A 23379-nucleotide genomic window follows, 5' to 3' on the forward strand; every position below is an offset into this window, starting at 1 on the left:
CCGGACGTATCCGGGAAATCCGTTTCCGGGGTGGCTCGATAATCGATGCATGAAGCTGCTGATCGACGACCTGCGGTCATTCGTCGACGGGCGGGTCGCGGAGGTGGCGCGGACCAGCGCGGACGGGGTGGCGCTGCTCGATCGGCACCGGGACGACCCGCTCGACGAGGTGTGGCTCGATCACGACCTGGGCGGGGACGACACCATCTGGCCGGTGGTGGAGGTGCTGGAGCGGGCCGCGTTCGACGGGCGCCCGTACGACATCGGTCTGATTCTGATCCATTCGGCGAACCCGTCCGGAGCGGCGAAGATGAGTCAGGCCCTGCGGCACTGGGGTTACCGGGTGCGGCTCGCGTCCGGCTCCCCCGCGGTCGGTTATGTCGACCCGGCATGAAGGTCGCCGCCTGCCAGACCGCGGAAATCCTCGGCGACGTGGACGCGGCGGTGCGCGTGGTGCGGGACTTCGCCACCCGCACCGACGCTGACCTGCTGCTGTTCCCGGAGTGCTTCCTGCAGGGTTACCTCGTCACCGAGGAGCACGTGCGGGCCGCGGCGGCCGAGCTCGCCTCACCCGGTTTCGGCGCGGTGCTGGCGCGGCTCGCGGACCTGCGGCCGATGATCGTCCTCGGCGTGATCGAACGCGCCGGCGACCGTTTCCACAACACCGCCGTGGTGATCAAACACGGACAGGTGCTGGGGCGGTATCGCAAGACCTTCCTGACCGCCGGAGAGTCGATCTTCACGGCGGGCGACGACTACCCAGTCTTCGACTGTCACGGCGTGCGGTTCGGGATCAACATCTGCTACGACACGCAGTTCCGGGAAGCGGCGGCCGCCGTCGCCGCCGGTGGGGCCCGGCTGCTGCTGGTGCCGGCGCAGAACATGCTGCGCCGCGACTCGGCCCGGCACTGGGAACACCGCCATCACCCGATCCGCGCCCGCCGCGCCCGGGAGACCGGCCTGTGGCTGATCTCCGCGGACGTGACCGGCGAACGGCCGCCGGACCGGCTCGCGCTCGGGCCGACCTCGGTCATCGACCCGGCGGGCCGGCTGGTCGCCCACGTGCCCACCGGCACGACCGGCCTGGTCACCGCGGACCTCACACCCGGGCCGGGTACTGCGGGACGGTGAACTCGTCGGCCGGTGGGGTGAACAGGCTGCCACCGAGCCGGCGGCCCGGCCCGCTCCCGGCGATCCGCAAGCCGGTCTGCAGCACCCGCACACCGAGGCCGCTCATCGGCGTCGCGACGCGTGGGACGCCCGGCGGGAGCTTCTGCGCCTTGGCGACGTACGGCCGGAGCAGCGCCTCGTACGACCGGAACGCCTCGCGATGATCACCCCGGGTGGCGATCTCGCCGGCCAGCACGTACGCGCCGGTGAGTGACAGGCTCGTGCCCATGCCGCTGACCGGGGACGCGCAGTACGCCGCGTCGCCGACCAGCGCCACCCGGCCCCGGGACCACGACTCGGCGTACACCTGGGCGGTCCGCTGCAGGTAGAAGTCGGAGTGATCCGCGGCGAACGCGTCCAGGATCCGCGCGGACTGCCACCCGCCGTCGGCGAACACGTCACGCAGCACCGCGATCTGGCGCTCCGGATCGAGGTCCTCGTGACCGCTCGGCGGCGCGAGGAACGAGAGCGACGCCCGCGTGGTGCCGACGTTGTCCGGACGCAGCATCGTCGCCCGGCCGCGCCCCGCCACGCACCAGCGCCACCACCTGTCGTCGGAGGCGATCCGCGGGATCGTCCCGTACGCGGTGTACTGCCCCAGGTCGCGCACCCGCACGGTGTCGCCGAAGAGCAGCCGCCGGGTCCGCGAGCCGATCCCCTCGGCGATCACGACGAGGTCGAACCGCCGCGCCGGCCCCCGGGCAAAATCGACCTCGACGCCGTGTTCGTCCTCCCGCACGGCGGTGATCTGGTCGTCGTACACGTACTCGGTGGTGCCGGCGGTCTGCTCGACCAGCAGCCGGACCAGCTCGCCGCGCAGGATCTCCAGCTCCGCGGTCGCGCCGTCGCTGTCGCCGATCCCGGCCGGGAATTCCGCGAGGGTACGTCCGCGCCGGTCCAGGAAGCGGGTACCGACCTCACCGGTGCCTGCCTCGGCGATCGCGCCCTCGAGGCCCATCAGCCGGGCGACCTGCCGGCCCGCGCCACGGACGTCGACGTTCTGCCCGGAGGCGCGCAGCGCGGGCGCCCGCTCGACCACGGTGGCCCGCCAGCCGTAGCGGTGCAGCCAGTACGCGAGCGCGGGTCCGGTGATCCCGGCGCCCGAGATGAGAATGGAACCGCGGCCGGTCATGCGACACTCCTGACGTCGGAACTAATCGCTAAGCAGCTTAGCTACTAAGTAGGTGAAAGACCATCTCTGCCCCGACGGACGGGTTCGACAACCCGTCGCCCACCATGATCGCCGTACGTGCCCTGGTCACCGAGGCCGTCGCGTTGCGGCGGACGCTGTCCCGGCGATCCGGGCTGACCGAGACCGAGCTGGACGCCCTCGATCACCTGGTGGAGTCGCCGTCGACGCCCAGCGAGCTGGCCCGGCTCCTCGACGTCAGCACCGCGGCCTCGACCGGCGTGGTGGACCGTCTCGAACGCCGGGGCCACGTGGAACGCCGCAAGCACCCCACCGACCGGCGGCGCCTCGAGATCCACGTCACCGACGACGGCCGCGCCGAACTGCTGCGCCACCTCACCCCCATGCTGCACGCTCTGACCGAACTCGATCAGCGGATGACGCCGGATGAGCGGGAGACGGTGATCCGTTTCCTGAGCGGGGCGCAGGCGGCGTTCCGGGCGGTGGAGGGATCGTGACCGGGCTGCTGGACGATCGGGCGCTGCACGCGTCGTCGGTGGTGGCGAACTGCGCGATGAACCGCGAGCGCCAGCTGGCCGGGGTCAACAGCTACGCGCGGGAGCTGGGCTTCGACCCGGTCGCCTGGCTGGCCGCGCTGCCCGGTGAGGGCGTCGGGTGGCTGGATCTGTGCTGCGGGAGCGGGCGGGCGCTGCTCCAGGCCGCCGAGCGGGTGCGGGCGGACGCCGAGCTGGTCGGGGTGGACCTGGTGGACGCGTTCCTGCCTCACAAAGCCGCGCCCCGGACCGGCGGGCCGGTGCTCGTCGCCGCGCCGATCGAGAGCTGGACACCCGAGCGGCTGTTCGACCTGATCACGTGTGTGCACGGGCTGCACTACGTCGGGGACAAGCTCGGGGTGCTCGGCCGGGTGGTGAGTTGGCTGACGCCGGGCGGGCGGTTCGTGGCCGACCTGGATCTGGACAGTGTCCGGGTCGGGGAGGGGCGCGTTGCCGGGCGACGGCTGGCCTCACACCTGCGGGCGGCCGGGATCGACTACGACGGGCGGCGGAAAAGGATCAGTTGTGCGGGGGCCAGGAAGCTCTCCCTGCCGTACGAATATCTCGGAGCCGACGACCGCGCCGGGCCCAACTACACCGGCCAACCAGCGGTGCATTCCCACTACCGGCCGAAATGACCCATCAACCGATGTGACCTGCGGAAAATTGGCATGCTCGAAGGGTGCGCCTCCGCCGGAAAGCCGCCGTTGCCGTGATCATGGTCGCGGCAACGGCAACGGCAACGGCAGCCGGCTGCGGCACGAAGGCAGAGCCGCCGGCGGCCTCAAAGAGCACGCCGGCATCACCGACCGCGCCGCCCTCACCGACCCTGCCGACGTCACCGACCGCGAGCACGGGAGGAACAAAAAGCCCACAAGATACAAAAAGCCCGCAACAACAGAGCAGCCTCAGCCCCGGCTGGGAGATCACCGTCTACTACACCGCCGTCGAGGACTACCACGACGGGACACCCACCCCGGTGACCGGCTGCCCCACCCTGAACTGCAAGAACGGCACCGACGACCTCGGCTCCTACCCCGCCGACTTCGTCGAGGCGGTCCAGGACGAAGGAACCGGCCGGACCAGCTCAGGCCGATATCTGAACTGGTCCTACGACATCGGCTACTGGCTCGACTCCATCCCCCGCACCAGCGACGGTCAGTCCCTGTCCCCGTTCGTCTCCGCCGCCGCCGACCCGGACGTCCTCCCGCACGGCACCCGCTTCACCATCGCCGGCTGCGGCACCGAGGACGACGGCTCCACCCCGCCGTCCGCGGTCTGCGCCGCCCTCAAGGACGCGTCCTGGGAGATCACCGACGAGTTCACCCCGGGGCTCGGCGGCTCCCAGCACATCGACGCCTACATCGGCCCGGAAACCGGCGAGAACTTCACCGACTCCGACTGGTACATCACCCTGAACAACGCCCGGATCAGCATCGGCTGACGCTCAGCGCAGTTCGCCGTCCAGCAGGCCCATGATGTGCACGTCGCGCCACTGCCCGTCCCGGCGCGACACCTGGCGCAGGCGCCCCTCGTCCACGAAGCCGATCTTCTGGTAGATGTGGTGCGCCGCCTCGTTCCCGACCACCACGGTCAGCCAGATCCGGTGCAGCCGCATCCGGTCGAAGCCGTACCGGCACGCCGTCCGCATCGCGTCGGTGGCATACCCCTGCCCCCAGTAGTCCTTCTCACCGAGGTAGATGTCCAGCTCGGCGATCCCGGTCTCCGGCTCCGCGCCGTGCAGGCTGATCAGCCCGATCAGCACACCGTCCTTGCGGCTCTCCACCCCGAACAGCGTGTCACCGTAGGTGTTGCGCGGCCGCTCGGTGAGAAACTTCGTGACGGTCTCCGGCGTCTGCGGATACCCCTCCACCATGAACCGCATCACCTCCGGATCATGGTTCCACCGCCACAGCGACTCGGCGTCCCCCGCCCGCATCGCCCGCAGTTCCACAAGTTCGCCTAAGACATTCAAGACAACCCCCATTTTGTACGATCAACGAGCGCACGTCCGTAGGCTACGAGCCGCGTCCCGTGATGGTCTCGCGCATGACCGCTGTCAGTCCGGACCGCTGCGCGCCCCGGTGCTGACGTCATGGCCGAAGAGCAGCCCGTGCCCGCTCCCCGCCGCCCCGGCGCGGCCCGTGACGCGTCGGCCAGCTCGAGCCACTCCTCCGCGAAATGCTCCCCGAGCCGCCGGCACACCCCGTCCAGCCACGGCGTGACCCCGGCACCCCCGATCACCTCGACCAGGCCGGGCACCGCGGTCCGCCGGTACCGGTCGTAGTCGAAGACAAAGATCTCCGCGTCCGCGCCCATCGATGTCTCCTCCCCGGTTCCGTCCTCGCCGATGCCGCGCGGACCTTACCCGGCATGGCAGGATCGATCACATGGATTTTCGATACGTCGGTGGCAGCGGCCTGCGGGTCAGTGAGTTGTGCCTGGGCACGATGACGTTCGGCAACGAGGCCGACGAGGACGTCTCGCACGCCCTGCTGAACCGGTACGTCGAGGCCGGCGGCAACTTCGTCGACACCGCGGACGTCTACAACGACGGCGCCTCCGAGGAGATCATCGGGCGTTGGCTGGCCGGGCAGAACCGCGACGACCTGGTGGTGGCGACGAAGTTCTTCTGGCGGACCGGCTCCGGGCCGAACGACCACGGCGCCGGCCGCAAGCACATCCTCGCCGCGGTCCGCGACAGCCTGCGCCGGCTCGGCACCGACTACCTCGACCTCTACCAGGTCCACGCGTTCGACGAGGCCACCTCCCTCGAGGAGACCCTGTCCACCCTGGACGGCCTGGTCAAGGCGGGCACCGTCCGCCACCTCGGGGTCAGCAACTACGCGGCCTGGCAGCTGCAGAAGTCCCTGGACGTCGCGAAGTTCCGCGGCCTCGAACCGTTCGTGGCGCTGCAGCCGCTCTACAACCTGCTCGACCGCGAGGTCGAACACGAGCTGATCCCGGTCTCGCTGAACGAGGGCGTCGGCATCATCCCGTGGGCGCCGCTGCGCGGCGGCTGGCTGACCGGCAAGTACCGCCGCGGCATGACCGAGGCCCCGGCCGACACCCGCTGGGAGGGTGACAAGCAGTCCTGGCTCGGCCGCTGGGACCGCAGCGTCGACGAACGCACCTGGTCGGTGACCGACACCCTGCTGGCCGTCGCCGGCGAGCTGGACCGCACCCCGGCCCAGGTGGCGCTGCGCTGGCTGCTGCAGCGCCCCGGCGTGACGTCCCCGATCGTCGGCGCCCGCAGCCTCACCCAGCTCGACGACAACCTCGGCGCCCTCGGCTGGTCCCTCGACGACAAGCAGATGGACCGCCTCACCACGGCCGGCGACCAGCCCCTCCCCTACCCCTACGGCTACCTGGCCGGCTCCCCCCGCCGCCGCTGACCGCCGCACCCACAGCGCTACCTGGCCGGCTCACCCCCGCCGCTGTCCGGCGCGGCGTTTCCAGCGCACCCCGGCGACCAGTGCTCCGAGGGCGAGCACGATCCCGGCCAGCCACCACCAGACGGCCGGGCCGATCAGGAACGGCGGATCACCCGCGCGGGTACCGCCGCTGCTGATCGCCCGGGCGGCCAGATCCACATCGGTGATCGCCGGGTCGACCGCGGTGACCTGCGCCGGGGCCCCCGCGCGGGGTGACAGCGCCAGCACCTGGCCGGCCTGGCCCGCCTCGCGCCGCAGGTAGAGCAGCGCGGACCCGTCCGGCCGCCAGCCGAGCAGGCCGGCCGCCACCACACCACCGGAGACCGCGGGCAGCTCCGGTCCGGCGACCGGCTGGCCGGTACCCGGGTCGAACCAGCGCGGCGCCCACGCCGCCGACGCGACAAGTGCCAGCGCGCTCCCGTCCGGCGTCCAGGCGCCCTTGCCCGCCAGCCGATACCCGCTCGGCGCCGTGAACGCCACCAGTTCCCGGCCCGCGCTGTCCAGCACGTGCACCCGGCCATCGGCCAGATACGCGAGCCGGTCACCATCGGCCGAGAACGCGACGCTGAACCCGGCCTCGCCCGCGGTCGCCAGCGTCCGGAACTCTCCGCCGGCCACCTCTTTGATCACCAGGTCCACGCTGCCCGGCGCGGTGCCGAGCGTGCTGCCGACGATCTGCCGGCCGTCCGGCGACCAGGCCAGCGGGGTGAGCGCCAACGGCGTGCTCCGCCCGGTGGACAGGTCGACGAGCCCGCCCTCGTCCGCCGCGAACCGCCCGTCCGGGGACAGCAGCGGCGCACGCCGGCTCGCGATGCCGACGTCGATCGTCCGGTACCGCTCCTCGTACGCGCCGACCAGCCCGCCCAGTTCCGACTCGCCGGAGAGCAGGCCCAGTCGCCGGCTGTCCCCGATGAACGAGACCGCGGCGGCGCCCAGGCGCGGCCGGTCGTCGACGTCGAGCGACCCGTAGGCGGGCAGCCCGATCCGGTCCGGCAGGCTCGGCGCCTGGCCGGCGGCGACCGGGATCACCGCCGGACGGGTCGCGACCGGCACGGCCACCGCCAGCACGGCCGCGACCGCCGCCCAGGCGGCCGCGGTACGCCGCCGGGTGCGCCGCGCCGTCGCCATGGCCCGCTCGTACACCGGATAAACCGGAGCCGAATCGGCCGTGCGCCGCAGCTCCTGCCGGAGTCCCTCGGTCATCGCGTGCTCCTCTCGGTCTCGTGCAGCAGCTCGGGAGCGATGTCCCGCAGCCGGCGCAGCGCGTCGTGCGCGTGCCGTTTCACGGTGCCGACCCGGCACCCCAGCAGCTGCGCGGCCTGGGCCTCGGTGAGGTCGTCGTAGAACCGCAGCACGATCACCGCCCGCTGTTTCGGGCTCAGCCGGCTCAGCGCCTGCGCCATGGTCAGCCGCAGCGCGGTCGCGTCGGCCGGGTCGGCCTGCGCCACCTCCCGGTGCCCACCGGTGAGCTGTTCCGGCACCCGGCGGCGCCGCCACCAGCTGACGTGCTGGTGATACATGGCCCGGCGCACATACGCCTCCGGGTCGCTGTCACGCACCCGCCGCCAATGCCGATACGTGCTGGCCAGCGCGCTCTGCAGGAGATCCTCGCCCAGATGGTGATCCCCGGTGAGCAGGTACGCATGACGTGACAACGCCGCGGAACGCCCCCGGACGAACTCCCGGAACCCGTCAGCCTCAGCCACTTACCCACCCCCTTCACCACCAAGAACGCCCCCCCGGCGCGCAAATGGTTGGGGGCCGCGCCAGTCTGGCCCCAGATCAGGTCCAGCGGACCCACGGTGCACCCCCGGGCCGCAGCGCGGTCACCGCCCCCCGGCTGGTTGTCAGGGGTGTGTCGAACGGAGTGAGACACCCCTGACAACCAGCCAAGACCAGCACGTGCCCACGACCACCGGCCCGGCACGGACCCCGGCTGGTGCTCAGGGGTGCCTCAACAGACGCGACACACCCCTGACGACCAGCCGGAACCGGGCACGCGCACGGGCACCGGCCCGGCACGGACCCCGGCTGGTGCTGAGGGTTGCCTCGCCGGGCGCGAGACGGCCGTCAGCGCCAGCCGGGACCGGCGCGGTCAGACCAGAGCGGGTTCCTCCTGGTGGGTGGGGACGGTCGGGTGGCGGTCGAGGCGGAAGCTGAGGACTGCCAGAAGCAGGCCGATGAGGGCGAGGGCGATGCCGAGCCACGCCGACGACAGGTAACCCCAGCCGGCGGCGATGACCAGGCCGCCGAGGGCCGCGCCGAGGCCGTTCGAGACGTTGATGGCAGCCTGGTTCAGCGCGGCGCCCATCAGCTGCGTGCCGGGCGCCGCGACCATCAGCTGCGCCTGCAGGGCCGGGACGATGAACAGGCTGGCCGCGCCGACCAGGAACGCGCCGGCGAACAGGCCGACCGGGTGCGACGCGGTCAGGCCGAAGAAGGCCACCGACACGGCCAGCCCGGACAGCCCCCACAGCACGCTGCGGCGCAGGTCCCGGTCGGCGGCGATGCCACCGGCCGCGATGCCCGCGGTCATGCCGAGGCCCATGGTGGCCAGGACCCACGGCACGACGCCGGCGGACAGCCCGGTCACGTGGGTGGTCACCGGGGCGACGTAGCTGTTCACCGCGAAGAACCCGGCCGGGCCGATCGCGACCACCAGGATCACCAGCCAGACCTGCGGACTGCGGAAGGCCCGCAGCTCGGCTCGGGGCGAGCCGCCGGGTGCGACCGCGACCGGGGGCACGACGAGCGCGGCGGTCAGCAGGGTGACGGCGAAGACCGCGGCGACCGCGAGGTAGGCGGCCCGCCAGCCGTGCGCCTGCCCGAGGCCGGTGATCAGCGGGACGCCGAGCAGGTTCGCCGCGGTCAGTCCGCCGATCACGATCGACAGGCCCTTGCCGTGGTTGCCGGGGCCGAGGATGCCGGCGGCCAGGATGCCGGCCGCGCCGAAGTACGCGCCGTGCGCCAGGGCGGCGATGAACCGTCCGGCGAGCACGAGTTCGAAGGTGGGTGCGAGCGCGGACGCCGTGGTGCCGGCGACCATCAGGCCGAGCAGACCCAGGACCAGGCGGCGGCGGGGGACGCGGGCGGTCAGCGCGGCGATGGTCGGTGCTCCGGCGACGACCCCCAACGCGTACGTCGTGATCATCCAACCGGCGCGGGCGACCCCGTCCGGAGCGGAGCGCGCGTAGACGTCCGGCAGCAGGTCCCGGGCGATCTCCGGCAGCAGGCCCATGGCGACGAACTCGGTCAGGCCGAGCCCGAATCCGCCCAGGGCGAGGGCCAGCAGGGCCGCCCAGCGGCGACCGGAGGTAAGCGTGTCCACGGCTCCGAATCCTAGAACGTTCTAGTAGACGCCGCGATAGAACGTTCTAGGGATCACAGGGCTACGATCGGCCCATGCGCAGGACGACCCTCGCCGACGTGGCCGACGAGGCCGGCGTCTCCGTCGCGCTGGTCTCGATCGTGATGCGGGGTGCGCCCGGTGCCGGCGCGGCCACCCGCGAGCGGGTCCTCGAGGTCGCCCGCCGCCTCGACTACCGGCCGGACACCCGGGCCCGTCTGCTGCGCAGCGGCCGTAGTCAGCTGCTCGGGGTGATGTTCGACGTCCGGCACCCGTTCCACGTCGACGTGCTCACCGGGCTCTACGACGCGGCCGGCCAGGCCGGTTATCAGCTCACGTTGAGCGCGGTGACGCCCCGCCGCGACGAGCAGACCGCGGTCACCGAGCTGATGCAGGACCGGTGCGAGGCCCTGGTGCTGTTCAGCCCGCGGATGCCGTCCGCCGCCCTGGCCGCGCTCGCCGAGCAGCGGCCGGTGGTGACGATGATGCGCGCGGTGCGCCGGCGCGACGTGGACGTGGTGCGCACCGACGACGCGCTCGGCTCGCACCAGGCCGTCGATCACCTGGCCGGGCTCGGGCACACCCGGATCGCGCACGTCGACGGCGGCGCGCTGCCCGGCGCCGCCGAGCGCCGGCTCGGTTATCAGCAGGCGATGGCGCAACACGGGCTCACCTCGTACGAAAAAATCGTCAGCGGCGGACCCGGTGAAGAAGACGGCGCCCGCGCCGCAGCGGTCCTGTTCGGCGACCCGCCGACCGCGGTGACCGTCTTCAACGACCTGAGCGCCACCGGCCTGCTCGACGTGCTGCGCCGGCACCGTGTCGACGTGCCCGGCGACCTCAGCGTGGTCGGGTACGACGACAGCAGCTTCAGCCGCCTCGCCCACATCGACCTGACCACGGTCGCGCAGGACATCGCGGCGATGGCCGGCCACGCGGTCGCCCGGGCGGTGCACCGGATCGAGGACACCCCGGGCGGCGACCGCGAGACGATCGTCGCCCCGCACCTGGTGATCCGCGGCACGACAGCAGCCCCACCGGGCGCTCCGGGGAGTGACCCGCTGCCGACCGGGTAGGACCGACCGATACTTTTGACAGCGGTCGGTTCGGGGTGAGGGGACAATCCTACGGTGAGCGACGTCTTCGCAGCGGACGCCGAGATCGGGCGTGACCTCGCCGCGGTCGACTGGGCGGCGACCCCGCTCGGCCCGCCCGGCGGATGGCCGCAGAGTCTGCGCACCGCGGTCAGCATCCTGCTGTCGTCGCGGTTCCCGATGTGGATGGGCTGGGGCCCGGAGCTCACCTTCTTCTGCAACGACGCGTACCGCCGGGACACCCTGGCCAGCAAGTACCCGTGGGCGCTGGGCCGGCCGGCCCGCGAGGTGTGGGCGGAGATCTGGGGCGACATCGGCCCGCGCATCCAGAACGTGCTGGACACCGCCGAGGCCACCTGGGACGAGGCGCTGCTGCTGTTCCTGGAGCGCTCCGGGTACCCGGAGGAGAGCTACCACACGTTCTCCTACAGCCCGCTGCGCGACGACGACGGCGCCCTGGTCGGGTTCCTCTGCGTGGTCAGCGAGGACACCGACCGGGTGATCGCCGAGCGCCGGATGGCCACCCTGCGCGACCTCGGCTCCGACCCGAACGTGATCCGTACCGAGCAGGAGACCCTGGCCTTCGCGAACCTGCAGCTCGAACGGAACCTGCGCGACCTGCCGTTCACCCTGACCTACCTGTACGACGACGACGGCCGGGCCCGGCTGCGCGCCACCTCCGGCATCCCGGCCGGGCACCCCGCCGCACCCGCGGTCACCGAACCGGGCCAGGCCGGGCCGGACGGGCTCACGTCGAAGCTGATCGAGCTGGACGAGCCCGGCCTGCCCACCGGCGACTGGGCCGACCCGCCACGGCAGGCGCTGCTGGTGCCGTTGCTGCGCCAGGGCGACGCCCCGTACGGGTTCCTGGTCGCCGCCCTGAACCGGTACCGGCCGGTGGACGAGGCGTACCGGGGTTTCGTCGAGCTGACCGCCGGTCACCTGGCCGCCGGGATCGCCGGCGCCCGCGGTTACCAGGCACAGCAGCGCCGGGCCGAGGAACTCGCCGAGCTGGACCGCGCCAAGACCACCTTCTTCTCCAACATCAGTCACGAGTTCCGCACCCCGCTCACCCTGATCATGGGACCGCTGGACGAGCTGCGCACCCACCTGGACGACGCCGGCCCGGCGGTCCGCGACGAGCTGGACGTGATCCACCGCAACGGCCTGCGGCTCGGCAAGCTGGTCAACGCGCTGCTGGACTTCTCCCGCCTGGAAGCCGGCCGGATGCAGGCCCGGTACGAACCCGTCGACCTCGCCGCCACCACCGCCGAGCTGGCCAGCGTCTTCCGCTCGGCGGTCGAACGCGCCGGGCTGACGTTCGAGGTGGACTGCCCGCCGCTGCCCGAGCCGGTGCTCGTCGACCGCAGCATGTGGGAGAAGGTGGTGCTCAACCTGCTCAGCAACGCGCTCAAGTTCACCTTCGACGGCACCATCCGGGTCACCACCGACGCCGAGCCGGGCTTCGCGGTGATCACCGTGGCCGACTCCGGGATCGGCGTCGCGGCCGACGAGATGCCGCGGCTGTTCGAGCGCTTCCACCGGATCGACACCGCCCGGTCCCGCTCCAACGAGGGCAGCGGCATCGGCCTGGCCCTGGTCAAGGAGCTGGTCGAACTGCACCGCGGCACGGTCACCGCGGAGAGCGCCCCGGACAAGGGCACCACCTTCACCGTACGACTGCCGTTCGGCGCCGGGCACCTGCCCGCGGACGCGGTGGTCGCCCCCGGTGCGGCAGGGTCGGCCGGGCCGGCGGCCGCCGCCACCGCCGAGCCGTTCCTGCAGGAGGCGAGCCGCTGGCTGCCCGGTGACACCCCGCTGGTGGCTCCGGTCGCGGGCCCGGCCGGCCCGGACGCCGCCACCGTCGTGGTCGCCGACGACAACGCCGACATGCGCGACTACCTGACCCGGCTGCTGCGCGCGGCCGGGCACCGGGTCACCGCGGTCAGCGACGGCCGGTACGCGCTCGACACGATCCGCGCCGACCCGCCGGACCTGGTGGTCAGCGACGTGATGATGCCCCGGATGGACGGCCTCGAACTGCTCGCCGCGCTGCGCGGGGACGTCCGGACGGCCGGTATCCCGGTGCTGATGCTCTCCGCCCGGGCCGGCGAGGAGGCGTCCATCGAGGGCCTGGAGGCCGGCGCCGACGACTACCTGTTCAAACCGTTCTCGGCGGCCGAGCTGCTGGCCCGGGTGCGGGCCAACGTGGAGCTGGCCCGGCTGCGCAACCATCACGCCCGCTGGCGGGCCGCGCTCGTCGACTCGCTGCAGGAGGCGTTCTTCGTCTGTGACGAGAACGGTGCGGTCATCGAGATCAACGCCGCGTTCACCGAGATCATCGGGTTCGGGCCGGAGGGGCTGCCGTACGCGCCGACCCACCCGTGGTGGCCGGACCGGGTGACCGACCCGGAGGCGTACGCCGAGGTGGTCGCGGCCTTCGACATGCTGCTGCAGGACCGGCAGGGCGGGTACCGCATCCCGGTCACCCACCGCGACGGGCACCGGCTGTGGGTGGCGGCCGCGTTCAACCAGGTGCAGGACCCGGAGACCGGCCGCCGGGTGGTGGTCGGCACGTTCCGCGACGTCACCGACGAGCACTACGCGATCCAGCGGGAGACCGCGCTCGCCTCGCTCAGCGTCCGGCTGTCCGCGGCCGACCACGTCAGCGAGGCGGTCGCCGGGACCCTCGACGAGCTGCGCGAGCTGTGGCAGGCCCGGTACGTGCTGGCGGCCGTCTTCGACGGCGACGACCCGCCCACCCTGACCGCGACCGACCCGGATCTGCGCTGGGACGACCTCCCGCAGCAGCGGCTGCTCGCACTGCGGGACCGCCCGCTGCTCACCCCGGTCACCGAGCACACCGCCGGCGCCGGGATCACCCTGGAGCACCCGCAGGGCACCATGGTCCTCTGGGTCGACCTGGGTCACCGGCGCCCGTTCACCGAGCAGGACCAGACCCTGCTGGCGCTGCTCGCCGGGCACCTAGGCCAGGGGCTGCGCCGGGTCCACCAGATCGACCAGCAGCGCGAGACCGCCCTGGCCCTGCAGCGCGCCATCCTCGGCCCGGCGCAGCTGCCGGCCGGCTTCGCGGTCCGCTACGAACCGGCCACCCGCCCGCTCAAGGTCGGCGGCGACTGGTACGACACCATCCCGCTCCCGGACGGCCGGATCGGCATCGTGGTCGGCGACTGCGTCGGCCACGGGCTGCAGGCGGCCACCGTGATGGGTCAGCTGCGCAGCGCCTGCCGGGCCCTGCTGCTGCAGGACTCCAGCCCGGCCCGGACCCTGATGGCCCTGGACCGGTTCGCCGCCCTGCTGCCCGGCGCGCACTGCGCCACGGTGTTCTGCGGGGTCCTCGACCCGGCCACCGGTCTCCTGCGCTACTCGGCCGCCGGGCACCCGCCGCCGATCGTCGCGCTCGCCGACGGCGGCACGCACCTGCTCGACCAGGGCCGGTCCCGGCCGATCGCGGTCCGCCCGGACGCCGACCGGCACGAGGCCGAGTACGCGATGGCGCCGCGCACCACCCTGCTGCTCTACACCGACGGCCTGGTGGAACGGCGCCGGCAGCCGCTGACCACCGGGATCGAACAGGCCACCACGGCGGTGCAACTGGGCCGGCGTACCCCGATCGACGACCTGGCCACCGAGGTGATGGAGCGCCTCGCCCCGGCCGGCGGCTACGACGACGACGTGGCCCTGCTGCTGTACCGCCAGCCCGGCCCGCTCGAGCTGGAGTTCCCGCCGGAGTCGACCCGGCTGGCCCCGATCCGTTCCGCCCTGCGCGGCTGGCTGGAGCGCTGCGGGGTGGACCAGGGCACCGTGCAGAACGTCCTGGTCGCGGCCGGCGAGGCCTGCGCCAACGCGATCGAACACGGTCACCGGGACGTCAAGGGCGGCCTGATCAAGCTGCGCGCGGCGGTCACCGCGGACAACGTGCGGCTGCTCGTCATCGACAACGGCACGTGGCGGGTCCCGCGGCCCGCCGAGAATCCGCACCGGGGCCGCGGCATCATGCTGATGCGGGCCTTCATGGGCGAGGTCACCATCACCACCGGCACGACCGGGACCATCATCGACATGCAGACGAGGATCGCGTCATGACCACCGCGCTCACGCTGACCACGGGCAACGACTCCGCGGGGGCCCCGGTGCTCACCGCGGTCGGTGAGATCGACATGAGCAACGCGGAGACCTTCGCGGCCGCGCTGCACGGCGCGGTCACCCCGGCGGGGCGGGCGCTGCTCGTCGACCTGACCGCGGTGGAATACCTGGACAGCGCCGGCCTGGCCGCCCTGTTCCGGCACGCGGACCGGATCGAGGTGCTGACCGGTCCGCTGCTGGCCCCGCTGCTGGCCGTGTCCGGTCTGGCCGATCTGACGACCGTGCACCGCCGCTGACTGTTCGTTCATGTTCGGACACTGACGGTTCTGCCGCTTAACGCCCGCTCGGTAACAACTGCTGCCGTTACGTAGCCGTTAGCCGGGTAGCCCTTGACTGCCCCTCCGCATCCCGGGTTGACTCTGGCTGTTCGTGAGTGATCGCGTCGGAATTTGTGCGCTCCACACCCAGTCGACATCTGCGAGGAGGAGACGCATGCACCCCTTGACCTCCCGGCGGCGCGCGGTCCGGGCCGCCGCTTCCGCGGCCGCATGAGCCGGATGCGGGTGGACCTCACCGCCGACCGCTCGGTCACCGTCGCGGCCGGGGACATCACCCTTTTCCGGTACGCCTACGGAGCCCCGCACCCGCACCTCACCGGCGGCCTGCTGCCCTCGCCGGTCACCTGGTCCCCGCCGCACAAGAGCCCCGGCACCGCGCGGCACGTGACCCTGACCGAGCTGTCCGCCACCGCGACCACCGCCACCATCGCGCACCACCTGCAGTGGCCCGCCGTCGACGAGTGGCGGTCGCTCACCGCGTCCGGCGCCGGCCACGACACGTGGCTGCTGCTGCTCGAGAACACCGTCACGAACGCCACCGGCCGGCCGCTCGCCCTGGACGGCCCGGCCCTGTCGCTGCCCGCGCTCACCGCGCCGCCGGCCGGCCGGGCCGAGTGGCGGGCCGCGCACTCGGCCACCGCCACCGTGGTGGTCGTCGACGACAACGCCAACCTGCAGCACCCGCCGCGCTGGTCGGCCGGTCTCGGCCCGGCGCCGCTGGAGGGGGTCAGCCTGGGCGCCGACCGCACGGCCGCCTTCCGGTACGCCGTGCTGATCGCCCCGCCCGGCCACCACGCGCCCACCCTGGCCGGTCTCGGCCGTGACGCCCTGGCCGGCCCGCTCCCGGCCCCGCGCGGCCACCTCTGCCACGCCGACCTCACGAGTCGCCGCCCACCCCACCGGTCCCGCACCCGGGTCCTCACCCGCCGCTGCAAGGCCCGCACCACCCCGCCCACCCCCTGAGCCACCCCGGACCGCAGCGCGCCGCACGGTCCCCGGCTGGCTCTCAGGGGTGTGTCGAACGGAGTGAGACACACCTGACAACCAGCCGGGGCCTGGGGCCGCGGCTGGGCCGGGAGTGGCTGCGGTGTGGCGCGAGACCAGCACGGGACGTGGCTCGTAGCCTGCGGACTAGGAGTCATAGTTCGTACCGAACAAGGGTTAACGCCGGGCTTCGATGGCCTTGACCGTGCGGTGCAACGCCTTGGCCAGCGCACCCTTGGCGATGCTGCCCAGCAGGAGCCCGGCGATCTTGCCTTTCAGGTTCTTGCCGTCGCGGATCACCACGGCGTCCAGACGGGTGGTGCCGTCCGGCTGCGGGGTGAGCGTGTAGGTGTGGCCGGACTCGCCGCCCCACAGATTCGAGTCGGTGGTGGTCATGACGATCCGGCGCGGGTCGGACCAGTCGTAGTGCAGCCGCTCCCAGATCCCGCCGGAGCCCTCGGTGACGTCGGCCCAGCCGGGCCCGGACGCGTGCACGGTCAGCTGGTCGTCGGCGCTGGCGCTGAACAGCTCCGCGCGGCCGGGACCGAAATCGATCAGCCCGGCCAGGAACTGCTCCGGCGTGGCGGTGGTGGTCTCGGTGAAATGGATCGTGGACATGACCGGCTCCCGGGCGTTAATGCTTTCGGCTGACAGTGATCAGCCTCCCGGGGAGTGACACCCGATCGAGCCCGTGCGACACCCTGGTCATGTCCCGGGCTCTCCCCGGCAACGACCCGGGGAGAGCCTCGGACGACGACTACGGCTGGGTGTCGCCGGCGCCGGTGCGGCGCTGCGCCTCGTCCACACCCTTGTCGATGTGCGCGGTGTACTTGCCGTCCGTGCGCTTGTCGACCTGCTCACCGACCTTGTCCAGTGCCTTGTCGACGTGCTCGTCGTGCTTGTCGATGAAGTCCTTCGCCTTGTCCAGGAAACTCATCTTGGCAACCCCCTTGACGCTGTGGCCGGCAGAAGTGCCCCGGTCAGGCACCGCCAAAACCCTACGCCGCGTGGCGGCTACAAGACGGTGGGCACATGCCGTACGTAATAAGAAGGGTGACAGAGACGCCTGCCTCGCCGCCCTCTAGCATTTGCGGCGGTTCGGCACGCGGTGGAAGCGAGGCGACATGCGGTGGCTCCGAGGGATCGGTAAACGGCGGGATCCGCAGGATCCTGCCCGGCAACAGGAGATCCTGCGCGAGCTGCAGCATCGATTCGGGCCGCACGCGCCGGGCAAGTTCGCCGCCCAGGTCGCGCAGGCGACCGCGCTGCTGGAGGGGATCGACGGGGTGGTCGTGGCGGCTGCCGTGCTGCGTGAGTTCGCCGACGGCGCGGCCACGAACATCGCCGCGCAGTGCCGGGCGCTCGGCCTGACCCCGGACCGGCGCAACTACCGGGCGTTGTGGGAGACCGCCGGGAAGCGGATGAATTCGCCGCTGTTCGCGTCGCCGTCCGGCATGCATCCGTACGTCCACGTCGCCGCGGCGGTCACGGTCGTGGGTGGACAGGCCGCCCAGACGGTACGCGCGGTCGACCCCCTGCCGGTGCTCACCCACCTGTTCGAGGTGCTCGACCTGACCATCGCCGGCTGGGAGTTCGGCCGGGTGCTCGTCGACGTGAACGGCGCGACCCTGGCGGTCAACCTGATCACCGCGGCCACCGCGATCCGGGGCGAGATGTCCGACCCGCCGCCGCTGCCGGCCGCCACCCGCGCGCAGATGCGCCGCAACAACAGTGTGAACGTGCTCGACCCCGCGGTCAGCCGGATCGTCGGCCAGTGGAACCCGGGCAAGCAGATGCGCGAGTGCCTGCTGGCCTGATCCGGGCCCTTCGGTGAGCCGCAGCGCTACCGCGAGCCGCGCCGCTTTCCGCAAGCCGCGCCGCATTCCTCAACCCGGCCCGCCGGGCGCCGATCTTCGCGGCGTCCGAGGGAGGGAAGAGACATGCCGCAGAGCTCAGCACGTGACGTTCCGGCGCGCGCCGACGGCTGGCGACCGCAGGATCCGGTGCTCAACAACCTGATCCACAAGTGCATCGAGGACGCGCAGCGCCGCAACTCGGAAACCGGCAGCATGACCGCGTTCTTCGGCGGCGGCATCGTTCTGATGATCCTCGGCGTGATCCTGGCGGTCGGCACCGGCAGTCCGCTGCTGGCGATGATCGTGGTGGTGGTGCTGGCCGGTGGCGGCCTGTTCTACGCCGGGGTCAGCACGCCGTCGCCCCCGGCCGACCCGATGCGCGTCCTCGACGTGCTGGGCGGCCCGGGCAACCTGCCGGCCGGCTACCTGGTCTACGCCCCGGCGTGGAAGGCCGGTCTGACCGAGCTCCTGGCCCGGGTCACCGACCGGGAGTTGTCGGTCGCGGTCCGGTTGTGCCGCGAGCACCCGGGTTCGATCGCCGACCTGATCCGCCTGGTCCTGGCCGCCGAGCAGCACGCACACGAGCACGCGTTCGGCCACACGGTCACCGAGACCGACGTCTTCCGGGTCGCGCAGCGGGCCACCACCGAGTGGGCCCGGGTCTCCCCGACCACCATGCTCTCCGCCTGACTCTCCGCGTTCCGCACGGCCGCCGGCTCACGCCGGCGGCCGTTTCGCGTTGCCCGGAACTATGCCAGGATGTCGATGCAAACGTTTCCACAAACCTTCAACGGAACGTGGGAGGGCACCATGCCGGACCCCGCCGCGCTGCGCGAAGTGGCGTTGATCCTGCGCGACGGCGACGACGTCGCGGTCGCCACCCAAGACCTCGACGAGGGCCGCACGCTGCGCTTCCCTGACGGCGACCGCACGATCGGCACGCCGGTCCCCCGCGGCCACAAGGTCGCGCTGCGGGACCTGCCCACCGGCGCCCGGATCCACAAGTACGGCCAGGTCATCGGCCGGGCCACCGCCCCGATCCGGGCCGGCGACCACGTGCACGCGCACAACCTCGGGATGGACGCCGTCGAGCACGACTACGAGTTCGGCACCGCCGGCGTGGTGATCACCCCGGCCGCCGAGGTCCGGACGTTCCAGGGCTACCGCCGCGCCGACGGCCGGGTCGGCACCCGCAACTACGTCGGCATCGTCACCTCGGTCAACTGCTCCGCGTCGACCGCCCGGATGATCGCCGACCAGTTCCGCGGCCCGCTGATGGACGCGTACCCGCACGTCGACGGCGTGGTCGCGCTCGCCCACGACTCCGGCTGCGGCCTGGTCCCGGCCAGCGAGGGCGGGCAGATCCTGCAGCGCACCCTGCGCGGGTACGCCACCCACCCGAACATCGGCGGCCTGCTCGTGCTCGGCCTCGGCTGCGAGATGATCGCCGTGCAGACCCTGCTCGCCGACCTGGACGCGCCCGCCGACACGCTGATCGAGCGGATGACCATCCAGGAGACCGGCGGGGTGCGCGCCACCGTACGGGCCGGCACCGAGGTGGTCCGCACCATGCTGGTCCGGCTGGACGAACGCCGCCGCGAGACGGTGCCGGCCTCGGCGCTCGTGCTCGGGCTCAACTGCGGCGGCTCGGACGGCTACTCCGGGATCACCGCGAACCCGGCCCTCGGCCACGCCTCCGACCTGCTGGTGGCGCAGGGCGCGACGACGGTGCTGGCCGAGACGCCCGAGGTGTTCGGCGCCGAGCACCTGCTCACCCGGCGGGCGGTCAGCCGTGACGTCGGGCAGCGGCTGCTGGACCGGATCGCCTGGTGGCACACGTACGTCGAGGCCGGCGGCGGCACCCTGGACAACAACCCGTCGCCGGGCAACAAGGCCGGCGGGCTCACCACCATCCTGGAGAAGTCCCTGGGCGCGGTCGCCAAGGGCGGCTCGGCACCGTTGACCGCGGTCTACGAGTACGCCGAGCGGGTCACCGAGCCCGGCTTCACCTTCATGGACACCCCCGGGTACGACCCGGTGTCGGTGACCGGGCTGGTCGCCGGCGGGGCCACCGTCGTCTGCTTCACCACCGGGCGCGGCTCGGTGCTCGGCGGCAAACCCGCCCCGGTCCTCAAGATCGCCACCAACTCGGAGATCTACCAGCGGATGCGGGACGACATGGACCTGGACACCGGCGGCATCGTGGCCGGGACCACCACCATCCGGGCGGTCGGCGAGGAGATCTTCGAGGCCGTCCTGGCCGCCGCGTCCGGCCGGCTCACCGCCAGCGAGGACCTCGACCTGGGCCGCGACGAGTTCGTGCCCTGGCAGTTGGGCGCGGTCACCTGACGCCCTAAGATCGCCGGATGACCACGGCGGTGACGGAGCAAAAGTCCGTAGTGCCCGAGCTCGTCCGGCGACGGCTGTCGACGCTGGACACCCGGCTCGATCCGTACTCCTGGCTGGTCACCGCGGTGATCGTGGCGGCCGCCGCGATCCTGCGGCTGAGCGGGGTCAGCAACCCGCAGAAGCTGGTCTTCGACGAGGTCTACTACCCGAACGACGCCTGGGACATGCTGCACCGCGGCGTCGAGTGGGACGAGGCGAACAACGGCCCCGGCTACGTCGTGCACCCGCCGCTCGGCAAGTGGATGATCGCCATCGGCGAGAAAATCTTCGGCAACACCGAGCTGGGCTGGCGCTTCCCCACCGCGATCGCCGGCACCCTGATGATCCTGATCCTGATCCGGGTCGCCTACCGGATGTTCCACTCGATCGTCCTGGCCGGGATCGCCGGCCTGCTGATGACGCTGGACGGCTTCCAGCTGGTGCTGTCCCGCACCTCGCTGCTGGACATCTTCCTCGGCCTGTTCATCCTGCTGGCCTTCGCCTGCGCGGTGCTCGACCGCGACCACTACCGGCGACGCCTGCTGCGCGCCCTGACCGACGGCCGGGATCCGCGCCGGGCGACCCGCGTGCCGTGGTGGCTGCTGGCCACCGGGATCAGTTTCGGTCTCGCCTGCGGCGTGAAGTGGAGCGCCCTGTTCTTCCTGCCGGCCTTCGCCGCGCTGATCGTCCTCTGGCGGGTGCAGGCCCGCCGCTCGGCCGGCCTGACCCGCCCGCTGCGTGCAGGCATCGTCGGCGACCTGGGCTGGGGCCTGACGAGTTTCGCCCTGGCCGGCGTGTTCTACCTGGCCACCTGGACCGGCTGGCTGCTCACCGACACCGGCTACTACCGGCACTTCCGCGCCGACAACGGCCTGAGCGAACCGCCGATCCTGGGCGCGCTGCTCAACCTGTGGCACTACCACGACTCGGCCTACGGCTTCCACAGCGGACTGACCACCCCGCACCGCTACCAGTCCTGGCCGTGGCAGTGGCTGCTGCTCGGCCGCCCGGTCGCGTTCGACTGGGCCACCCCCACCGGCTGCGGCGCCCCGAGCTGCGCCAGCGAGATCCTGCTGCTCGGCACCCCGTTGCTGTGGTGGTCGTTCCTGCCGGCCCTGGCCGCCCTGCTCTGGCTCGGCATCGCCCGCCGCGACTGGCGCGCCACCGCGATCCTGGCACCGGCCGCGGCCGGCCTGCTCCCCTGGTTCTACTACGCGGTCGCGGACGGCCGGACGATGTTCTCGTTCTACGCCCTGCCCGCCCTGCCGTTCCTGATCCTCGCCGTCGTCTACGTCCTCGGCGCGATCATGACCCCGCCCACCGGCATGGCCATCGGCCCGGCCCGCACCGACCGCCAGCTGATCGGCACGGTCGTGGTAGCCGTCTACGTCACGCTGATCGCCGTCTGCTTCGCCTACTTCTACCCGATCTTCGTAGGCCACCCGCTGCCCTACGAGGACTGGCACGCCCGCATGTGGCTGGGCGACCGCTGGATCTGACCGCTTTTTTTGGGTACGGATACCGAGCGGCCCGCCGCAGGCGACAAGCCACGCTCAGGGCCGGTCCCGCGCCCGGCCGCTGCCACTCCGGGCCCAGCCGCGCCCCCAGACCGCGTCGCTCACCGCGCGAGACCGCGGCCACTCCCGGCCGCGGCGCGCCCACGGTCCCCGGCTGGTTCTCAGGGGTGTCACGCCGCCCCCGAGACACCCCTGACAGCCAGCCGGGACCGCCGCGGCGCGGCGCGGTCCGGAGTAGCAGCGGTCTCGCGTCGCTGCCGGGTCAGGAGAGCTTGGAGCCCGTCACCTTCGGGGAGCCGGCACCGAGGTAGAAGATGCCGGGCAGGCCGTCGGTCTCGAAGCCGGCGCTCGGGTTCCGGCGCAGCTTCGAGTTCCGGATGATCAGGTGGCCGGAGCGGTCGTTGCTGACGAAGAAGATCGCGCCGCCGCCCTCGGCCGCCTTGTTGTTCTCGATCACCGTGCCGTCCAGGGTGAGCGTGAACGTGTCGCCGTCGAGGTAGATCGCGCCGCCGCTGCCGCCGCCCGGTGTGCCGGAGCGGGCCGGGTTCGCGCCCTTGCCGACCGCCGCGTTGCCGCTGAAGTAGCTGTTCAGCACGGTCCAGGACACGCCGATGCTGCTCAGCGCGGACCCGTTCGAGCAGGTGCCGCCGGTGAACGTGCTGCCGACAACGTAGACCGGGTCGTCGCCGCCCTGGTCGAGCACGCGCAGCGCGGCGCCGCCGAGGTCCGGGCCGCTCCGGTCGCACCGGTTGCCGGTGAACCGCGAGTTGACCACCTTCAGGTGCCCGCCGCGGACGAAGACCGCGCCGCCGCCCTCCTCGCCGCTGTTGTTGCCGCCGGTGAACGCCATGTTCTGGATCGTCAGGCGGGGCGAGTCCTGGTCGTCGCAGTGCGAGGTGGTCCAGCCCTGCGCCTCGTCGCACGTGTTCATGTAGAGGATCCGGCGCTTACCGGCCCCGCTCAGCGTGATCTTGCCGCCGCCGTCCAGGACGATCGGGGAGTTCGCGTTGCGGACCTTCGCGGTCGCGGCCATCGTGATGGTGACCGGCGCGGGCCCGCAGTCGAAGGTGATCACGCCACCGGCCCCGACCGCCTTGACGACCGCGGCCGAGGTGCAGCTCGCCGGGGTGCCCTTGCCGACCGTGCGGTCGGGGTTCCCGGTGTCGACCGCCCGGGCCGCGGCCGGGATCGAGGCCCCGCCGCCCGGATTGCCGGGTTTCGGCAGGGTGGTCGATTTGACGGGTTTCTTCGACGGGGACACGGAGACCGACGGGACGGCCGAGGGCGGCACGGACGCCGCGGGTGACGTGGGCGCCGCCGGGACCGCGGAAGCGGAGACACCGGGCACCACCGCGGGCTCAGCCGAGACGACCGGCGGGTCGTCGGCACCGCAGGCGGCCACCGAACCCATCATGAGCAAACCCAGCGCCCCGGCCACCAAGCCCTGCCGAAACGCCCCGGC

At 72.4% G+C, this 23379-nt stretch carries 22 protein-coding genes; 14 read left to right on the plus strand and 8 right to left on the minus strand.

The window, feature by feature from the left end:
* Window positions 1-49: 49 nt before the first annotated feature.
* Window positions 50-394: a cyclic-phosphate processing receiver domain-containing protein gene (locus tag Apa02nite_RS30280; protein WP_203828062.1), complete on the plus strand. Its 345-nt coding sequence runs from the start codon at window positions 50-52 to the stop codon at window positions 392-394.
* The gene (locus Apa02nite_RS30285; RefSeq protein WP_203828063.1) at window positions 391-1131 is read left to right on the plus strand and encodes a carbon-nitrogen hydrolase family protein; all 741 of its coding nucleotides are present in this window, start codon (window positions 391-393) and stop codon (window positions 1129-1131) included. Before Apa02nite_RS30280 ends, Apa02nite_RS30285 begins: the two co-directional genes overlap by 4 nt.
* Here the strand turns inward: Apa02nite_RS30285 and Apa02nite_RS30290 are convergent.
* Window positions 1100-2302, minus strand: a complete 1203-nt coding sequence (locus tag Apa02nite_RS30290) for an FAD-dependent monooxygenase (protein WP_203828064.1) — start codon at window positions 2300-2302, stop codon at window positions 1100-1102. The two genes, Apa02nite_RS30285 and Apa02nite_RS30290, sit on opposite strands and share 32 nt — an antisense overlap.
* A gap of 104 nt (window positions 2303-2406) precedes the next feature.
* On the opposite strand from Apa02nite_RS30290, the gene Apa02nite_RS30295 reads away from it, so the two are divergent.
* Genes Apa02nite_RS30295 through Apa02nite_RS30305 form a run of 3 tightly spaced genes read left to right on the plus strand, consistent with a single transcriptional unit; the run spans window position 2407 to window position 4297 of the window.
* The gene (locus tag Apa02nite_RS30295; protein WP_203828065.1) at window positions 2407-2817 is read left to right on the plus strand and encodes a MarR family transcriptional regulator; all 411 of its coding nucleotides are present in this window, start codon (window positions 2407-2409) and stop codon (window positions 2815-2817) included.
* Window positions 2814-3491 carry a class I SAM-dependent methyltransferase gene (locus Apa02nite_RS30300; RefSeq protein WP_239164673.1) on the plus strand — a complete coding sequence of 226 codons (678 nt, stop codon included), beginning with the start codon at window positions 2814-2816 and terminating at the stop codon, window positions 3489-3491. The genes Apa02nite_RS30295 and Apa02nite_RS30300 overlap by 4 nt, the downstream gene beginning before the upstream one ends.
* A 44-nt stretch (window positions 3492-3535) precedes the next feature.
* Complete coding sequence (locus Apa02nite_RS30305) at window positions 3536-4297, plus strand: RlpA-like double-psi beta-barrel domain-containing protein (RefSeq protein ID WP_203828066.1); 762 nt, start codon at window positions 3536-3538, stop codon at window positions 4295-4297.
* A gap of 3 nt (window positions 4298-4300) precedes the next feature.
* Here the strand turns inward: Apa02nite_RS30305 and Apa02nite_RS30310 are convergent, their stop codons facing one another.
* Window positions 4301-4807: a GNAT family N-acetyltransferase gene (locus Apa02nite_RS30310; RefSeq protein WP_239164674.1), complete on the minus strand. Its 507-nt coding sequence runs from the start codon at window positions 4805-4807 to the stop codon at window positions 4301-4303.
* Between the two features lie 436 nt (window positions 4808-5243).
* Between Apa02nite_RS30310 and Apa02nite_RS30315 the strand changes: the two genes are divergently transcribed.
* Window positions 5244-6248: an aldo/keto reductase gene (locus tag Apa02nite_RS30315; protein ID WP_203828068.1), complete on the plus strand. Its 1005-nt coding sequence runs from the start codon at window positions 5244-5246 to the stop codon at window positions 6246-6248.
* A gap of 30 nt (window positions 6249-6278) precedes the next feature.
* Here Apa02nite_RS30315 and Apa02nite_RS30320 read toward each other — a convergent pair whose 3' ends face one another.
* The 3 genes from Apa02nite_RS30320 to Apa02nite_RS30330 form a co-directional block, all read right to left on the minus strand.
* Entirely contained in the window at window positions 6279-7490 is a 1212-nt protein-coding gene (locus tag Apa02nite_RS30320) for a TolB family protein (RefSeq protein ID WP_203828069.1), read from the minus strand.
* Window positions 7487-7993 (minus strand): SigE family RNA polymerase sigma factor, encoded by a 507-nt coding sequence (locus tag Apa02nite_RS30325; protein WP_203828070.1) that lies wholly within the window; start codon window positions 7991-7993, stop codon window positions 7487-7489. The genes Apa02nite_RS30320 and Apa02nite_RS30325 overlap by 4 nt, the downstream gene beginning before the upstream one ends.
* A gap of 389 nt (window positions 7994-8382) precedes the next feature.
* Window positions 8383-9615: an MFS transporter gene (locus Apa02nite_RS30330; RefSeq protein WP_203828071.1), complete on the minus strand. Its 1233-nt coding sequence runs from the start codon at window positions 9613-9615 to the stop codon at window positions 8383-8385.
* A gap of 74 nt (window positions 9616-9689) precedes the next feature.
* On the opposite strand from Apa02nite_RS30330, the gene Apa02nite_RS30335 reads away from it, so the two are divergent.
* From Apa02nite_RS30335 to Apa02nite_RS30350, 4 genes are all read left to right on the plus strand, one after another.
* The gene (locus Apa02nite_RS30335; RefSeq protein ID WP_203828072.1) at window positions 9690-10709 is read left to right on the plus strand and encodes a LacI family DNA-binding transcriptional regulator; all 1020 of its coding nucleotides are present in this window, start codon (window positions 9690-9692) and stop codon (window positions 10707-10709) included.
* Between the two features lie 54 nt (window positions 10710-10763).
* Window positions 10764-14834 (plus strand): SpoIIE family protein phosphatase, encoded by a 4071-nt coding sequence (locus tag Apa02nite_RS30340; protein ID WP_203828073.1) that lies wholly within the window; start codon window positions 10764-10766, stop codon window positions 14832-14834.
* Complete coding sequence (locus Apa02nite_RS30345) at window positions 14831-15130, plus strand: STAS domain-containing protein (RefSeq protein WP_203828074.1); 300 nt, start codon at window positions 14831-14833, stop codon at window positions 15128-15130. Before Apa02nite_RS30340 ends, Apa02nite_RS30345 begins: the two co-directional genes overlap by 4 nt.
* Before the next feature lie 252 nt (window positions 15131-15382).
* Complete coding sequence (locus Apa02nite_RS30350) at window positions 15383-16135, plus strand: hypothetical protein (RefSeq protein WP_203828075.1); 753 nt, start codon at window positions 15383-15385, stop codon at window positions 16133-16135.
* 198 nt (window positions 16136-16333) lie between these two features.
* On the opposite strand, the gene Apa02nite_RS30355 is transcribed toward Apa02nite_RS30350, so the two are convergent.
* Both Apa02nite_RS30355 and Apa02nite_RS30360 read right to left on the minus strand, forming a co-directional pair.
* Window positions 16334-16774, minus strand: a complete 441-nt coding sequence (locus Apa02nite_RS30355; RefSeq protein WP_203828076.1) for a hypothetical protein — start codon at window positions 16772-16774, stop codon at window positions 16334-16336.
* A gap of 139 nt (window positions 16775-16913) precedes the next feature.
* Complete coding sequence (locus Apa02nite_RS30360) at window positions 16914-17093, minus strand: antitoxin (protein ID WP_067708661.1); 180 nt, start codon at window positions 17091-17093, stop codon at window positions 16914-16916.
* Window positions 17094-17280: 187 nt separating this feature from the next.
* Between Apa02nite_RS30360 and Apa02nite_RS30365 the strand changes: the two genes are divergently transcribed.
* From Apa02nite_RS30365 to Apa02nite_RS30380, 4 genes are all read left to right on the plus strand, one after another.
* Complete coding sequence (locus Apa02nite_RS30365; RefSeq protein WP_203828077.1) at window positions 17281-17973, plus strand: hypothetical protein; 693 nt, start codon at window positions 17281-17283, stop codon at window positions 17971-17973.
* Window positions 17974-18096: 123 nt separating this feature from the next.
* Complete coding sequence (locus Apa02nite_RS30370) at window positions 18097-18702, plus strand: hypothetical protein (RefSeq protein WP_203828078.1); 606 nt, start codon at window positions 18097-18099, stop codon at window positions 18700-18702.
* Between the two features lie 120 nt (window positions 18703-18822).
* Window positions 18823-20361 (plus strand): UxaA family hydrolase, encoded by a 1539-nt coding sequence (locus Apa02nite_RS30375; RefSeq protein ID WP_203828079.1) that lies wholly within the window; start codon window positions 18823-18825, stop codon window positions 20359-20361.
* A gap of 17 nt (window positions 20362-20378) precedes the next feature.
* Window positions 20379-21899: a dolichyl-phosphate-mannose--protein mannosyltransferase gene (locus Apa02nite_RS30380; protein ID WP_203828080.1), complete on the plus strand. Its 1521-nt coding sequence runs from the start codon at window positions 20379-20381 to the stop codon at window positions 21897-21899.
* A 280-nt stretch (window positions 21900-22179) separates the two neighbouring features.
* Here Apa02nite_RS30380 and Apa02nite_RS30385 read toward each other — a convergent pair whose 3' ends face one another.
* Window positions 22180-23331 (minus strand): RAD23 family protein, encoded by a 1152-nt coding sequence (locus Apa02nite_RS30385; RefSeq protein WP_203828154.1) that lies wholly within the window; start codon window positions 23329-23331, stop codon window positions 22180-22182.
* Window positions 23332-23379: the final 48 nt, after the last annotated feature.

This window comes from Actinoplanes palleronii, assembly GCF_016862315.1.
GTDB classification, from domain to species: Bacteria; Actinomycetota; Actinomycetes; order Mycobacteriales; family Micromonosporaceae; genus Actinoplanes; species Actinoplanes palleronii.

Coding starts and splice junctions, on each gene's coding strand:
- Apa02nite_RS30360 (WP_067708661.1), bottom strand. CDS start 17,093: ATGAGTTTCCTGGACAAGGCGAAGGACTTCATCGACAAGCACGACGAG.
- Apa02nite_RS30290 (WP_203828064.1), bottom strand. CDS start 2,302: ATGACCGGCCGCGGTTCCATTCTCATCTCGGGCGCCGGGATCACCGGA.
- Apa02nite_RS30350 (WP_203828075.1), top strand. CDS start 15,383: ATGAGCCGGATGCGGGTGGACCTCACCGCCGACCGCTCGGTCACCGTC.
- Apa02nite_RS30295 (WP_203828065.1), top strand. CDS start 2,407: ATGATCGCCGTACGTGCCCTGGTCACCGAGGCCGTCGCGTTGCGGCGG.
- Apa02nite_RS30345 (WP_203828074.1), top strand. CDS start 14,831: ATGACCACCGCGCTCACGCTGACCACGGGCAACGACTCCGCGGGGGCC.
- Apa02nite_RS30365 (WP_203828077.1), top strand. CDS start 17,281: ATGCGGTGGCTCCGAGGGATCGGTAAACGGCGGGATCCGCAGGATCCT.
- Apa02nite_RS30385 (WP_203828154.1), bottom strand. CDS start 23,331: ATGATGGGTTCGGTGGCCGCCTGCGGTGCCGACGACCCGCCGGTCGTC.
- Apa02nite_RS30375 (WP_203828079.1), top strand. CDS start 18,823: ATGCCGGACCCCGCCGCGCTGCGCGAAGTGGCGTTGATCCTGCGCGAC.
- Apa02nite_RS30320 (WP_203828069.1), bottom strand. CDS start 7,490: ATGACCGAGGGACTCCGGCAGGAGCTGCGGCGCACGGCCGATTCGGCT.
- Apa02nite_RS30380 (WP_203828080.1), top strand. CDS start 20,379: ATGACCACGGCGGTGACGGAGCAAAAGTCCGTAGTGCCCGAGCTCGTC.
- Apa02nite_RS30315 (WP_203828068.1), top strand. CDS start 5,244: ATGGATTTTCGATACGTCGGTGGCAGCGGCCTGCGGGTCAGTGAGTTG.
- Apa02nite_RS30355 (WP_203828076.1), bottom strand. CDS start 16,774: ATGTCCACGATCCATTTCACCGAGACCACCACCGCCACGCCGGAGCAG.
- Apa02nite_RS30280 (WP_203828062.1), top strand. CDS start 50: ATGAAGCTGCTGATCGACGACCTGCGGTCATTCGTCGACGGGCGGGTC.
- Apa02nite_RS30285 (WP_203828063.1), top strand. CDS start 391: ATGAAGGTCGCCGCCTGCCAGACCGCGGAAATCCTCGGCGACGTGGAC.
- Apa02nite_RS30370 (WP_203828078.1), top strand. CDS start 18,097: ATGCCGCAGAGCTCAGCACGTGACGTTCCGGCGCGCGCCGACGGCTGG.
- Apa02nite_RS30335 (WP_203828072.1), top strand. CDS start 9,690: ATGCGCAGGACGACCCTCGCCGACGTGGCCGACGAGGCCGGCGTCTCC.